11 protein-coding genes are annotated in these 13,596 nt (G+C 70.0%); 6 read left to right on the forward strand and 5 right to left on the reverse strand.

Going from position 1 to position 13,596, the window contains the following annotated elements:
- Positions 1–11: 11 nt before the first annotated feature.
- Positions 12–2,360 carry an excinuclease ABC subunit UvrA gene (locus ACZ1DY_RS25625; protein WP_465481117.1) on the forward strand — a complete coding sequence of 783 codons (2,349 nt, stop codon included), beginning with the start codon at positions 12–14 and terminating at the stop codon, positions 2,358–2,360.
- A gap of 115 nt (positions 2,361–2,475) precedes the next feature.
- Entirely contained in the window at positions 2,476–3,126 is a 651-nt protein-coding gene (locus ACZ1DY_RS25630) for a GOLPH3/VPS74 family protein (RefSeq protein WP_465481118.1), read from the forward strand.
- Here ACZ1DY_RS25630 and yidC read toward each other — a convergent pair.
- Together yidC and ACZ1DY_RS25640 are read right to left on the reverse strand one after the other, a co-directional pair.
- A complete protein-coding gene (gene yidC, locus ACZ1DY_RS25635) occupies positions 3,116–3,898 on the reverse strand; it encodes a membrane protein insertase YidC (protein WP_465481119.1) in 783 nt (260 codons plus the stop codon). The genes ACZ1DY_RS25630 and yidC overlap by 11 nt on opposite strands.
- Positions 3,899–3,965: 67 nt before the next feature.
- Positions 3,966–4,274, reverse strand: coding sequence for a DUF6412 domain-containing protein (locus ACZ1DY_RS25640; RefSeq protein WP_465481120.1), 309 nt, complete (start codon positions 4,272–4,274; stop codon positions 3,966–3,968).
- Positions 4,275–4,337: 63 nt separating this feature from the next.
- Here ACZ1DY_RS25640 and ACZ1DY_RS25645 point away from each other — a divergent pair, with 63 nt between their 5' ends.
- The 3 genes from ACZ1DY_RS25645 (at position 4,338) to ACZ1DY_RS25655 (ending at position 8,281) form a co-directional block, all read left to right on the forward strand.
- Positions 4,338–5,957: an ABC-F family ATP-binding cassette domain-containing protein gene (locus ACZ1DY_RS25645; protein ID WP_465481121.1), complete on the forward strand. Its 1,620-nt coding sequence runs from the start codon at positions 4,338–4,340 to the stop codon at positions 5,955–5,957.
- Between the two features lie 123 nt (positions 5,958–6,080).
- Positions 6,081–7,094: a YdcF family protein gene (locus ACZ1DY_RS25650; RefSeq protein WP_465481122.1), complete on the forward strand. Its 1,014-nt coding sequence runs from the start codon at positions 6,081–6,083 to the stop codon at positions 7,092–7,094.
- 365 nt (positions 7,095–7,459) lie between these two features.
- Positions 7,460–8,281, forward strand: a complete 822-nt coding sequence (locus ACZ1DY_RS25655; RefSeq protein WP_465481123.1) for a class I SAM-dependent methyltransferase — start codon at positions 7,460–7,462, stop codon at positions 8,279–8,281.
- Positions 8,282–8,285: 4 nt separating this feature from the next.
- Here ACZ1DY_RS25655 and ACZ1DY_RS25660 read toward each other — a convergent pair whose 3' ends face one another.
- Positions 8,286–9,887 carry an ABC-F family ATP-binding cassette domain-containing protein gene (locus tag ACZ1DY_RS25660; RefSeq protein ID WP_257486066.1) on the reverse strand — a complete coding sequence of 534 codons (1,602 nt, stop codon included), beginning with the start codon at positions 9,885–9,887 and terminating at the stop codon, positions 8,286–8,288.
- Positions 9,888–10,257: 370 nt separating this feature from the next.
- Here ACZ1DY_RS25660 and ACZ1DY_RS25665 point away from each other — a divergent pair, with 370 nt between their 5' ends.
- Entirely contained in the window at positions 10,258–11,067 is an 810-nt protein-coding gene (locus ACZ1DY_RS25665) for a DUF2382 domain-containing protein (protein ID WP_465481124.1), read from the forward strand.
- 43 nt (positions 11,068–11,110) lie between these two features.
- On the opposite strand, the gene ACZ1DY_RS25670 is transcribed toward ACZ1DY_RS25665, so the two are convergent.
- Positions 11,111–12,778 (reverse strand): serine/threonine-protein kinase, encoded by a 1,668-nt coding sequence (locus ACZ1DY_RS25670; protein WP_465481125.1) that lies wholly within the window; start codon positions 12,776–12,778, stop codon positions 11,111–11,113.
- A complete protein-coding gene (locus ACZ1DY_RS25675; protein WP_257486063.1) occupies positions 12,775–13,554 on the reverse strand; it encodes a hypothetical protein in 780 nt (259 codons plus the stop codon). The genes ACZ1DY_RS25670 and ACZ1DY_RS25675 overlap by 4 nt, the downstream gene beginning before the upstream one ends.
- Between the last annotated feature and the right edge of the window lie 42 nt (positions 13,555–13,596).

Raw genomic sequence — 13,596 nt, forward strand, 5'->3', positions numbered from 1 at the left:
AGCCTCGAGTCATGGCGAAAGTTCAAGCAGACCGTGGCCGGTGGATCACCGTGGAAGGCGCCCGGACGCACAACCTCCGCGACGTTTCGGTGCGGGTGCCGAAACACCGGCTGACCGTGTTCACCGGCGTGTCCGGATCCGGGAAGTCGTCGCTGGCCTTCGACACGATCGCGGCCGAGGCCGAACGCCTGGTCACCGGGAGCTACCCCGCCTTCGTGCGGAACCGGCTGCCCCAGCATCCGCCCGCCGACGTCGACCGGATCGACGGGCTGGTCTTCACGACGATCGTCGATCAGCGGCGGTTCACCGGCAACGCCCGGTCCACCGTGGGCACGGCGAGCGACATCGCGCCGTTGCTGCGGCTGCTGTTCTCCCGCATCGGCGAGCCGAACGCCGGATTCTCGCCCGCCTACTCGTTCAACGATCCGGCCGGGATGTGCCCGCGCTGCGAAGGGCTCGGCGTGGTCGACGAGATCGATCTCGACCGGCTGCTCGACCGCTCGCGGAGCCTGCGCGACGGCGCCGTGCGCTTCCCGACGTTCGCGCCGGGGACCTACCGGTGGAAACGGCTCGTCCACTCCGGACTCGTCGACCCCGATGTCCCGCTGGACCGGTTGCCGCCGGCGAAGGTCGAGACCTTGCTGCACGCCGAAGGGCTCCCCCTCGACGATCCGGGTGACGACTACCCCAAGCACGGCCTCTTCGACGGGATCGTCCCGCGGCTGCGAGACACGTACCTGCGCAAGACGCCCTCACGGCTCACGGCCGAGGAGCGGGAGGGACTCGCCGGAGTCGTCACCCGCGGCGTCTGCCCGGAGTGCGCGGGAACCCGCCTGTCCGAGGCGGCACGCGGCAGCCTGATCGACGGACGCTCCATCGCGGACTGGTCCGCGCTACCGGTCGGCGAATTGCGAGACGTCGCCGCGAAAGTGTCCGATCCGTCGGTGGCGCCGCTGCTGCAGGCGATCCGCGAACGCCTCGACGCGCTGGAATCGGTCGGGCTCGGCTACCTCAGCCTGTCCAGGGAGTCGAGGACGCTGTCCGGCGGCGAAGCCCAGCGCGTCAAGATCGTCCGCCATCTCGGCAGTGCGCTCAGCGACGTCTGCTACGTGTTCGACGAGCCCAGCACCGGCCTGCACCCGCACGACGTGCACCGCCTCCTCGAACTGCTGGCCAAGCTCCGCGACGCGCACAACACGATCCTCGTGGTCGAGCACCATCCCGCGGTCATCGCGGCCGCGGATCACGTCATCGATCTCGGGCCCGGCGGCGGTGACGGCGGTGGGCAGGTCCAGTTCGAGGGCCGCCCTGACGAACTCATCGCGGCCGGCACCGAGACGGGGCGGATTCTCGGTACCCCGCTTCGGTTCCGGGAGCGGACCCGCGCCGCGCGAGGAGCCGTGACGGTCTCCGGCGCCCGCAGTCACAACCTGCGTGACGTCACCGTCGACGTGCCGCTCGGCGTTCTGACCGTCGTCTCGGGTGTCGCCGGTTCCGGCAAGAGCACCCTGATCACGGGCGAACTCCCCCGGCAGCATCCCGATTTCGTCGTCGTCGACCAGGCTCCGCTGCGCGGAGGCATCCGGTCCACCCCCGCCACGGTGCTGGGCGTCGCCGAGCCCATCCGCGAAGCGTTCGGGAAGGCCACGGGGAAACATCCGTCGTGGTTCGGCGCCAACGGCCGCGGCGCGTGCCCGGTCTGCAAGGGAAAGGGCGTCATCATCACCGACCTGGCGTTCCTCGACGACGTCCAGACCGGCTGCGACGCCTGCGGCGGCACCCGGTTCAACCCGGAGGCGCTCGCCGCGCGCTTGAACGGGCGGACCATCGCCGACGTCCTGGCGATGAACCCGGCGGACGCCGCCGCGCTCTTCGGCGAACACCCCGCGATCGCTCAGCGGTTGCGCTGGCTGGACCGGGTCGGGCTCGGTTACCTGACCATCGGGCAGAGCCTCGACACCTTGTCCGGCGGCGAACGGCAACGGCTGCTGCTCGCCCGCCATCTCGCCGACGCCGGCCCCGCGGACGAACTGCGCCTGGTCCTCGACGAACCGACCGCCGGGCTGCACGGCAGCGACGTCGACCGGTTGCTGGCCCTCTGCGACGAACTCGTCGACGGCGGCGCGACGCTCGTCCTGATCGAACACGACCAACGGGTGATCGCGCACGCCGACCACGTCATCGACATCGGGCCGGGGGCGGGAGCCGACGGCGGGACGGTGGTGTTCGAGGGCGAGCCGTCGGCACTGGCCGAGGACGCCGCGTCGATCACGGGGCGCCACCTGCGAACGCGTTCCCGGCGCCGGACGGCGCCGGGAACACCCACCCGCCCGGGAACAGTTCCCGGGCGAGCGCGATGATTCCCCATCGGGCTTTGCCCGACACGCCGGTACCGAACAGTTCTTCGCCCTGATGTTCCGCCGCCGCCTGGCACTTCGTCCCGCGGAACGGAATGCTGTGCGGCGGGAGGACGAAATGACCGAGTCACTGCCCCAGCGGATGTACCTGCTCGGCTACGACACCGAGAAGAACCGGCTCGACCCCACCAGCGCCCCGGTGCGAGGCACGCTCCTGCGGGCGGCCGCGGTGACCGAGCTGGTCGTCGCGGGTCTTCTCGCCGATCGCGACGGGAAGGCCGCCCGCGCGGCAGCGGCGGGCCTCACTCCGGGAGACCCGTTCCTCGCGAAAGTGCTGGAAGACGCTCGCGAAGAGAAGCCCCGCCGCTGGTTCGCCCTCATCGACCACGACTGGCACAAGGCCGAGAACATCGTCCGCGACCAGCTCGCCGCTTCCGGGACGATCAGGGTCGACAAGCGCCGGGCGATGGGCATCTTCCCGGTTCGCGACATCACCCTGGCCGAACCTCAGCGGACGCGGGCGCTGCGCGAGCCGATCCGGAACGTGGTGCTGAGCGGCGAAGACCCCGGCACCTTCGCGATCGAGGACGCGGTCCTCGCCATGCTGTCGTACGAGGGCGACGTCCGCACGGTCTTCACGTCGAAAGAGAATCGCGCGAACCGGAAAGCCGTCAAGGCGCTTGCGGCGCATGTCGACACCGCCCTGCCCGGACTGCGGAAGGCGGTTCAGTACTCGGTGGCCGCCCGCCGCTCGGCTGTCAGCGGCTAGCCTCCGCCCTGTCGACGACCTTGGTGAGGAAATGCTGCTGTCCCAGCGTCCATACGTTGGTGGCCAGGAAGTACAGCAGCACCCCGATCGGCACCGGGAAGAACGATCCCGAGACCAGCATGCCGACCGGTGCCAGGTACATCATCAGCTTGGTGATCCCCGCCGTCTCGGGGGCGGTCGCGGTCTGCCGGGCGAGTCCCGAGCGCATCGAGAAGAACGTCGCCAGGCTCGCGAGCAGCATCAGCGGCACCCCGACGGCGATCATGTGGACGTGATCCGTGCCGAACGCGGCCAGCTCGGCCGCCGGTTGCGAAAGCCAGTTGCCGAGCTTCGCGCCGAAGAGGTCGGCGTTCAAGAACGACCGCACGCCGGCGGCGTCGAACACGTGATTCGACTGCGCTCCTGGGGTGAAATCGCGCAGAACCCAGTACAGGGAAAGGAAGACCGGCAGCTGGATCAGCGCCGGGAGACAACCGCCCAGCGGGTTCGCCCCGGTTTCGGCGTGCAGTTTCTGGATCTCCTTCGTCATCCGTTGGCGATCCTTGCCGTACTTCTCCTTGATCTCCCGCAGCCGCGGCGCGAGCGCCTGCATGCGACGGCCCGCGCGCAAGGCGCCGAGGGCGGGTTTGACCAGCAGCAGGCGCAGGGTGAAGACGAGGAACACGATGGACAGCACCCAGGCCACGCCGGAGTCGGGACTCCAAACGGCGCCGAAAACCTTGTGCCAGAACCAGAGAACGGCGGAAACGGGGTACAGGAAGACATCGAACATGACCAGGTCACTCCGTCGGTCGAAGGTGGGTGGGCAGGAGTGACTGCCTCACCTTCGAACGGAAGGGTCAGGCAGTCGCGATGCCCGGTGACGGAGCCCGGGGCCGCACGCGGCCACGCGCGTCGGGGTCGCGCAGGCTCAAGAACAGCTGTGCGCGTTCGCGCAGGCTGATGGCGCGCACCCGCATCGCGGCGGCGGCGGGTTCCAGGCGGAAATGCGCCGCGAGCGCGAGCAGGACGGCGGCGAGGGACGCGGTCAGGGCTGCGGCCAGGCCGAGCGGGTTGATCCCGCCGACGACCGGGAGCAGGACGAACAACCCGGGCAGGAACAGCGCAAGCATCAGCTTGAGCCGCACGCCGAAGTAGGTTCGCTCCACGTCACCGACACTACCGGAGATATTGCGTTGCGTGACTCCCGATCGCGCGGGCAGGCTGTCGAGATGGGTCACGTCGAGGTCGCACACGTCGAGTACCACCTGCCCGACGGACGGCTGCTCCTCGACGACGTCTCGTTCCGCGTCGGTGAGGGCAGCGTCTGCGCACTCGTCGGCGCCAACGGGGCAGGCAAGACGACGTTGCTGCGGCTGATCTCGGGGGAGCTCTCCCCCACCAGTGGATCGGTGACCATCAGCGGCGGGCTCGGGGTGATGCCCCAGTTCGTCGGCTCGGTGCGCGACGAACGGACGGTGCGGGATCTGCTCGTCTCGGTGTCGCCGGAAGCACTCCGCGCCGCCGCCCGCGCGGTCGACGAGACCGAACTCGCCTTGATGGAACGCGACGACGAAGCGAACCAGATGGCGTACGCGCAGGCGCTCGGCGATTGGGGCGACGCTCGCGGCTACGAAGCCGAAGTCGTGTGGGACAAATGCACGACGGCGGCCCTCAACCTGCCGTACGACAAGGCGCGCTGGCGTGAGGTGCGCACGCTGTCCGGCGGGGAACAGAAGCGGCTGGTGCTGGAGGCGCTGCTCCTCGGCGGGTCCGGCGTGCTCCTGCTCGACGAGCCGGACAACTATCTGGACGTCCCCGGCAAACAGTGGCTGGAAGAGCGGCTGCGTGAGACCCAGAAGACCGTGCTGTTCGTTTCCCACGACCGGGAGCTCCTCGCGCGGGCCGCCAACAAGATCATCAGCGTCGAACCCGGGCCCGCCGGCGGCGACGTGTGGGTGCACGGCGGCGGCTTCGACAGCTACCACCAGGCCCGCGCGGAACGCTTCGAGCGCTTCGAGGAACTCCGCCGTCGCTGGGACGAAAAGCACGCCCAGCTCAAGAAACTCGTGGCCGACATGCGGCAGTACGCCGCGCGCAGCGACGAGATGGCTTCGCGCTATCACGCCGCGCAGACGCGGTTGCGGAAGTTCGAGGAGGCCGGCGCGCCCGCCGCTCCCCCGCGCGAACAGAAGATCACCATGCGCCTGCGCGGCGGACGGACCGGTGTCCGCGCCGTCACCTGCGAAGGCCTCGAACTCCGCGGCCTGATGAAGCCCTTCGATCTGGAGGTCTTCTACGGCGAACGGGTCGCGGTGCTCGGCTCGAACGGCTCCGGCAAATCGCATTTCCTGCGGCTGCTGGCCGGGGAGGACGTCGCCCACGACGGACTGTGGAAACTCGGCGCCCGCGTCGTCCCCGGCCATTTCGCGCAGACGCACGCCCACCCGGAACTGCTCGGGCACACGCTCGTCGACATCCTCTGGACCGGCTACGCGCGAAGCCGCGGGCCCGCGATGAACATCCTGCGCCGCTACGAACTCGACGGCCAGGGCGACCAGCGGTTCGAGAAGCTGTCCGGCGGCCAGCAGGCGCGGTTCCAGATCCTGCTGCTGGAGATCGGCGGCGCGACGATCCTGCTCCTGGACGAGCCGACCGACAACCTCGACCTCGCCTCGGCGGAAGCGCTGCAGCAGGCGCTGGAAGCCTACGAGGGGACCACGATCGCGGTGACGCACGACCGGTGGTTCGCGCGCTCCTTCGACCGGTATCTCGTGTTCGGGTCGGACGGGCACGTGCGCGAAACCGCGGAACCGGTATGGGACGAGCGGCCGGTGCAGCGCGCCCGGTGACCCACTCGGGTCGGGAAAAGCGACACACCAACGAGAGGTCGCCTTCGGCGGCTCCGTCGTGTGCTTGAATGCCGCCGCGTGCCGACACCCGAGTGCCCGCATCGTCCCCAGGCTGGAGTTCTCGTGAAGGCCGCTGCCATCCCCTTCGCCATCGCGGCCTTGTGCTGTGCGGCGTTCCTCGTGAGCTTCCTTCGCGACCGGCGCCGGTTGAGGAACGGCTTCTATCTCTTCTTCGCGTTGCTGTTCCTCGGCGTGACGTTCATCGCGCTGCTCGCCTCGGTCTCCCCCGAGGCGGCGGGTTTCGTCGCGGTCGGGGTGATCCTGATGATCGTCCCGACGGTGCTCGCGCTGACGGTCTTCCTGATCTGCAACGGGATCACCATGCTGCGCCGCGAGGGGCGGCGGCTGGCCAACGTCCTTTCGCTGCTGACGGGGCTCGGCATCTGCGCGCTGATCGTCTTCAACGCGACGGTCACCCAACTCGCCTGGGAGCCGCTCGACATCGTCCGGGGCATCCTGAACGGACTCGTCGTCTACTTCTCGTTCCTTTTCGTCTGTTTCCTCCTGTACTCGATCGTCTACGGCCGCATCCGCACCGAAAAGGGCATCGACTTCGTCGTGGTGCTGGGTTCGGGTCTGCTGGACGGGCACCGGGTGCCGCCGCTGCTGGCGGGCCGCCTGAACCGGGCCAAACGCGTCATCGAAGCCGAAGCCCGACGCGGCCGGGAGCCGATGGTGGTCACCTCAGGCGGACAAGGACCCGACGAGGACCTGCCGGAGTCCCACGCCATGGCGGCCTATCTGGTCGAGAACGGGCTGCCGAAGGAGCGGATCCTCCTCGAAGACCGCTCGCGGACGACGTTCGAGAACCTCACCTTCAGCGCCGAGATCATGGAGCAGCGGAAAGCCGACTACCGGTGCACGGTGGTCACGAACAACTTCCACGTGCTGCGCGCCGCCCTCATCGCCCGCCGCGCCAAGGTGAACGGCCAGGTCATCGGGTCGCCGACGGCCTGGTACTTCTGGCCGAGCGCCACCCTCCGCGAATTCGTGGCCATCCTGGTGGACCACAAGTACAAGAACCTGGTCGTCTGCGGGCTCATCGTGCTTTCGCAGGTCTCGCGCGCCTTCTATTGAGTGGTGCGCGTCGGGCCTCAGGTACCCATGGATTCCGGCTGCGGTTGATCTCAGGCCCGGTCCGTGAAGGCCCCCTTCCCTCGGCTCAGCCGAGGAAACTCGACCTTCATGTACTCAGGGCGAGCAACAACACCGGCACCGAGTCGATCCGGTGAGCGCGCGTGTCGCGAAAGCCACTTTCGGGACAACAGACGTCTCGAAAGTGGCTTTCGCGACATGATCGCCAGGGGCGGCGCAGGGGCCACCCGGCCGGCGGAAGAAACCGGCACGCCGGGACGAACTCCGCGCACCAACGCTCGGAGCGACATGACAAATCCCCCGCAACCGTTTGACAACACCGTTTTCGCGGGGTCATCGTCCTGTGCATGAGCGCTTACACCCGGCAGGCGATGGCGCGGCTGTTCGACCGGACGGCGGAGACCTACGACGCGCTCGGCGTCGACTTCTTCGGCGCGTTCGCCACGGAACTGCTCGACCGGGCCGGGCTCGTCCCCGGCGAGCGCGTGCTGGACGTCGGCTGCGGGCGGGGCGCGGTGCTGTTCCCGGCGGCCGAGCGGGTCGGCCCGGAAGGATCGGTGCTGGGGATCGACCTTTCCGCTGAGATGATCGAGCGCACCGCGAAGGACATCGAGTCGCGCGGAGTCAACGCCTCGGTTTCCCTTATGGACGCCCAAGAACCGACGCTGGACGACGCCGCCTTCGATGCCGTCCTCGCGTCGTTCGTGGTGTTCTTCCTGCCCGATCCGGTCGCCGGCCTGCGGTCTTGGCATCGCCTCCTCGCGCCCGGCGGCCGGCTGGGCGTCACCACGTTCGGCGCCGACGATCCCCGGTGGGCGGTCGTGCGCGAGGTGTTCAAACCGTTCGTTCCGCCGGAGCTGGCCTGGACACTGGCCGTCAGGTCGGGCCTGTTCGCCACCATCGAAGGATTCGGTCAGGCCGTGGAGTCGGCGGGCTTCACCGGTGTCACGTCCGTGGAACGCGTCTATCCGGTGAAGTTCGCCGACCCCGGGCACTGGATCACCTGGTCCTGGTCGCACGGCCAGCGGATGTTCTGGGAGCTGGTCCCGGAAGACCGCCTCGACGCCGTCCGCCGGGCCGTGCTCGCGGAGCTCGAACCGCTCCGCGAGCACGACGGGAGCGTGGTGCTCGCGCAGACCGTGCGCTACACCCTCGCCCACCGCGGTTGACGGCTCACAACGCGAGCCTCGGCCAGGACTCCGTGTCCCGTGACAACTGCCGGTCGTGCGTGGCGATCACCACCGCCGCCGGGGTCGTTTCGAGCGCGGCGGTCAGCTCGTCGACGAGTGCGGCGGAGAGGTGGTTGGTCGGCTCGTCCAGCAGCACGACGTGCGGACGCCGGGCCAGCACCAGTGCCAGGTCCAGCCGCCGCCGGGCACCGACCGACAGCTCGGCCACCGGCCGGTGCCGGTCGTAGCCTGCGAGCAGTCCCAGTTCGCCCAGCCCCGGCCCGGGGATCCCGGTCCTGGCGAGCTGTTCGTCGTACAGCTCCATCGCCGTCCGCCTGCCCGGCAGGTCGGATTCCTGGCCCAGCCTGCCGATCCGCGCGGACCGCGAACGTGTGACCGTGCCGGTCCCGGGCTCCAGCTCCCCGGCCAGCACGGCCAGGAGCGTCGATTTACCCGCGCCGTTGCGGCCGGTGACGACCAGCCGGTCGCCGCTCTCCAGCGCCAGGTCGACCGGACGCGTGAGCCGCCCGGCCACGGTCACCCCGGCGGCGCGGAGGAGCGTCGCGCCTCCGTGCGCCGGCAGCTCCGGCATGGCGAACCGGGCGGGCGGCGGCGGAACGGCGACCACGTGCTCGGCCAGCTCTTCCTGCCGCCGGTGGACCGCGCGGACCAGCCCGGGCGCGCGTGTGGCGCGGACGTGCCTGCCGGTGCCCTTGGGCGGCCGCCAGTTGTCGCGCAACCGGTTCCGCGCCGCGGACAGGTCGTCGGCCAGTCGTTGCCGCTCGGCGATCTGGTCGGCGTGCGCCGACTCCCACCGGGCGCGTTCGGCCCGGCGGGCCTCCACATAGGCCGCGTACCCGCCGCCATAAACGCGCGGCCGTCCGTCGCTCGACGGATCGAGGTCGACCACCGTGGTCGCGACGTCGGCGAGCAGGGCCCGGTCGTGGCTGACCAGGACGACCACGCCCGGATGGGCGCGCAACCGCTCGGTGAGATGGTCGAGCCCCGCCGCGTCGAGGTGGTTGGTCGGCTCGTCGAGCAGCAGGACCGGATGCCCGGCGCCGAGCAGGCAGGCCAGCCGGACCCGGTGCCGTTGCCCGACCGAAAGTGTCCCGAGTGGACGGTCGCGGTCGTCGACGGCGTTCAAGGCGGCCAGTGACACTTCGACCCGCCTGTCGGCGTCCCACGCGTCGAGGGCCTCGGCTTCTTCGAGTGCGGCGGCGAAGGCGTCTTCGGCTCCGGGACGTCCGTCGCTGAGGGCCTCGGTGGCGGACTCGAGCCGGGCCAGCGCGCTGCGGACGGCTGCCAGTTCGAGGTCGATCAACGCGCCGACGGTGTCGTCCGGCCCGAGCGGGATCTGCTGGTCGGCGACTCCGGCCGACCCGGAACGGTGCACCTCGCCGCGGTCGGCGGCCAGGTCACCGGCGAGTACCCGGAGAAGGGTGGTCTTGCCGCGACCGTTCTCCCCGACGATGGCGACCCGTTCGCCGGCACCGGCGACGAGGTCCACCCCGGCGAGGACGGGCCGTCCCCCGTAGGAGAGGTGGACGCCGGACAGGCGGACGTGCGCCGCGCGCACAGGCGCGGGCGAAAGAGGGGATGACATGAAGGAACTGCCTCCGGTGAAGTGATGAGCAGGAAGAACGAAATCCGGTATCGCGGCTCGCGGTACCGGTGGAGGCGTCGTTCCTCAGAGGAACAGCAGTTGCTGCATCACGATCACGAGGGTAGGTCACGTCTCCGGAGCCCCGCATCCGATTTTCGTGATCACACGTTCGCGCCATCCCCCGCGACCGGCGGTCACCTCCCGGAGACCCCCTTTCACCTGCGACGACACCGCTCCCCTAGCCCGTGATCGCGGCTTCAAACCACCACTTTCCGGGGTCACCCACAGGTGCATCACGACGGTTGCCGTGATCACCGGCCCGTTCGACGGTGGGCTTCACAGCAAGGATCTTCCGAGAGGAGCGGGACCGATGGCGAAGACCATGCAGCCGCAGGAACTCATCGACAGTGCCGTGGTCGACCCGACCGGCAACAAGCTCGGCAAGGTGGGCAACGTCTACCTCGCCGACGCGACTCGCCAGCCGGAATGGATCACCGTCAAGACGGGCCTGTTCGGCACCAAGGAGAGTTTCGTGCCGCTCTCCGGGGCGCACGCGGACAAGGACGGTGTGCACGTCCGCGTCGACAAGGACGCGGTCACCGACGCACCTCGCATCGAGGCCGACGGCCACTTGTCGGCCGAGGAGAGCGCGCAGCTCTACAAGCACTACGGGCTGCCGATGCCGCGGACCTCGCCGGACGGCCGGATGGACGACCGGGCGCGGGGCCGGGGCCGCGACCAGGACGAGGCCGGCCGGACCAGGGCAGGTATGGACACGGGAACGGACACCGGCAAGAAGCGCCGGGACGCCGATCCCACCATGACGCGGTCCGAGGAACGGCTGAACGTCGGCACCGAGCAGGTCGAGACCGGACACGTCCGGCTGCGCAAGTACGTCGTCACCGAGGAACAGCAGGTCACCGTGCCGGTCAGCCACGAGGAGGTGCGGATCGAACGGGAGCCCATCACGAAACCGGGCGGCGAGCGCGCCGAGATCGGCGAGGACGAGCAGGAAGTCGTGCTCCACGCCGAGAAACCGGTGGTGAACAAGGAAACCGTGGCGGTGGAGCGGGCGAGGCTCAAGACCGAGACCGTCACCGAGGACCAGACGATCTCCGGCAAGGTGCGCAAGGAACAGTTCGAGGTCACCGACGACGACGGCAAGCACCGCAAGTCGTGATCCCGTAGCGGGGGCGGCCCAGGGCGGCTGCCCCCCCGGAGATTCAGCGCGTACGCCGGGCGCGGGCGGCCGCGACCACGAAACCGGCCGCCACGGCACCCGCGATCGAACAGCCGACGCCGAAAAGCACCGCTGGTTCGTGCACTCGCAGGACCGAGACGCACAGCCACGCCGCCGCGCCGAACAGCAGGCCGAGCACCGGGCCGCCGACGAGCGCACCCCGCCAGCGGTGACCGTTCCGGATGGTCCGCAGCCCGGATTCCAGATACGCCAAGGCGAAGAGGGCGAGGATCAGGCTGCCCGCGCCGAGCGCGCTCGCGAGCGGATGCTGCCGGGTGACGACGGTGAACGTCCTCGGGACGCCGTCGGCCGTCAAGGTCGCGGTGACGGCTCCGCCGGCGATCCAGCGGGTGAGCCCGGGAAAAGCGAGATCCGCGCGGAATCCCTCGCCGTCGGGTTTCGGCACCGCCGACGCGGAACCGAGCGGGATCCCGGCGGCCGAAAGGTCGAGGGTCACCTGTTCCGGGCGTCCCTCCCCGGTCACGGCGAACGTCTTGCTGAGGTCCAGGGGCGCGGACGAGGCGCCGACGCCGTCGATCTTCAGCGTCGTGGCCTCGTGCGGCAGGCGTTCCGGGGTGAGCAGGGTGAGCACCACCAGCGCGATCGCGGCGACCGCCGCGGCCAGCCGGAACCAGAGCACCGAGCGGGTCCGGGACACGGGCTCGAAGCTCGCGCGAGTCGCCGACAGCGTCGGATCCGGCGCGGGGCGGTGGACTGGCCGAGTCGGGCCGTCCTCTGTCGGTGTGGGCGTGCCGAACGCGGCGATCACCCGAGGGGTCAGGTGCCGCACCGGCACGCGGGACCGCTCCAGCCAGCCCGGTCCGTACACAGCGGTGGCGGCCGAGGCGAGGTCGGCGGCGAAGGTCTCCGCGTCGCGGTACCGGGAGTCGAGCTCGCGCGAAAGGCTGCGCATGACGACCCCGGCGATCGGCGACGGCACGCCGTCGATCGGGCGCGGATCGGTGAACATGTGCTGGCGCATCATGCTGATCGCGCCGCGGGTGTTGTCGAACGGCAGCTTCCCGGACAGCAGTTCGTAGAGCACCGTGCCCGCCGAGTAGACGTCGGCCGCCGGGCTCAGCGCGTTGCCCATGGCCTGCTCCGGCGCGATGTAGGCGGGGGTGCCGAGGACCTCGCCGCCGTGCGTGACGAGGGTGGCGCCCTCGCTGATCACCTTCGCGATGCCGAAGTCGGCCACCTTCATCACACCTTGGGTGGTGAAGAGCAGGTTCTTCGGCTTGACGTCGAGGTGCAGCACGCCCGCTTCGTGCGCCGCGTGGAGCCCGGCGAGCATCGCCAGCCCGATCGCGCAGGCCTGCTCCCCGCCGATCTCCCCGCTGCGGAAGCGGCTGTGCACCGTGCCACCGTCGAGGCGTTCCATCACCATCAGGTGCTCGCGGCCGGTGCGCACGTAGTCGTACACGGGCACGATATGCGGGTGGTCGAGGCTGGCCAGTACCCGCGCTTCGCGGTCGAAGAGCTCGCTGCTGACGGCGTGGTTCAGCACGTCCCACGGCAGTTGTTTGATGGCGACGTCACGGCGCAGCGAGCGGTGGACGCCGGCGAAGACGACCCCCATTCCGCCCTGGCCGATCGCGGGCCCGATCTCGTATTGCGGCAGCGCGGCGACGACCTCGGCGGGTGCGCTCATCGGTTGAATTCCTTGGTGGAGTCGGGAAAGCGGACCGTCTCGTCACCGGCGGGGCCCGGCGCGGGATGCGGGGTCAGGTAGCCGAGCAGGAACGCGATGACGGCGGCGCCGAGCACCACGGGGATCTCGATCGCGGGCTCCGGCGGGACGAGCCGCAGCACCGACAGCGAGACGACGGCGACGAGCCCGGTGCCGAATCCGGCGGGCAGGAAACGCAGACCGCGGCGCCACCGGTTGGCGGGAAGCCGATGGCGGGCGAGCGCGAGCAGGGCCGTCAGCCACGCCAGCACGGTGAGCACGAGCATCGCGAGCCCGAAAGCGCCGTAGACCGACCAGAAGGACCCGCGGATATCGGCGACCGTGGTGGCCTCGCCGAGGGTTCCGCGCTGGGCGTCCAGGAGTTCGACCGTCGACGGGAGCAACCCGATCGCCTGACCGGAGAGGTCGGCCATGTCCAGTACGAAGGTCCTGGTGACGCGGCTGTGCGCGGGGACTTCGAACGGCGCGGTCGTGTCGTAGGCGAAGAAGGTCAAGGCGAGCGCCACGCCGGACACCCGCACACTACGGACCTTGACCGCGGTCCCGCCGCTGTTGGTCGCCGTGACGGTGAGTTCGAGTGGTTTCGCCGGATCGATCACGACCGTGGCGTTGGTGATCGGCCGGTCGTCGAAGGTGACCGCCAGGTCGAGTCCGCCACCGTCCGCGACCGCCGGTGACGAGCTCAGGAGGACCGCGCACAGACCCAACGCAACCCCTGCCGCGATGACACGTCCCATTTTGCGCATCCCCTGTTCGCGTTATCCGACGGGCCGGAATAC

It is taken from the genome of Amycolatopsis sp. PSD-21, from assembly GCF_055561455.1.

Coding starts and splice junctions, on each gene's coding strand:
- ACZ1DY_RS25660 (WP_257486066.1), bottom strand. CDS start 9,887: ATGTCATCCCCTCTTTCGCCCGCGCCTGTGCGCGCGGCGCACGTCCGC.
- yidC (WP_465481119.1), bottom strand. CDS start 3,898: ATGTTCGATGTCTTCCTGTACCCCGTTTCCGCCGTTCTCTGGTTCTGG.
- ACZ1DY_RS25670 (WP_465481125.1), bottom strand. CDS start 12,778: ATGAGCGCACCCGCCGAGGTCGTCGCCGCGCTGCCGCAATACGAGATC.
- ACZ1DY_RS25645 (WP_465481121.1), top strand. CDS start 4,338: ATGGGTCACGTCGAGGTCGCACACGTCGAGTACCACCTGCCCGACGGA.
- ACZ1DY_RS25665 (WP_465481124.1), top strand. CDS start 10,258: ATGGCGAAGACCATGCAGCCGCAGGAACTCATCGACAGTGCCGTGGTC.
- ACZ1DY_RS25625 (WP_465481117.1), top strand. CDS start 12: ATGGCGAAAGTTCAAGCAGACCGTGGCCGGTGGATCACCGTGGAAGGC.
- ACZ1DY_RS25630 (WP_465481118.1), top strand. CDS start 2,476: ATGACCGAGTCACTGCCCCAGCGGATGTACCTGCTCGGCTACGACACC.
- ACZ1DY_RS25655 (WP_465481123.1), top strand. CDS start 7,460: ATGAGCGCTTACACCCGGCAGGCGATGGCGCGGCTGTTCGACCGGACG.
- ACZ1DY_RS25675 (WP_257486063.1), bottom strand. CDS start 13,554: ATGGGACGTGTCATCGCGGCAGGGGTTGCGTTGGGTCTGTGCGCGGTC.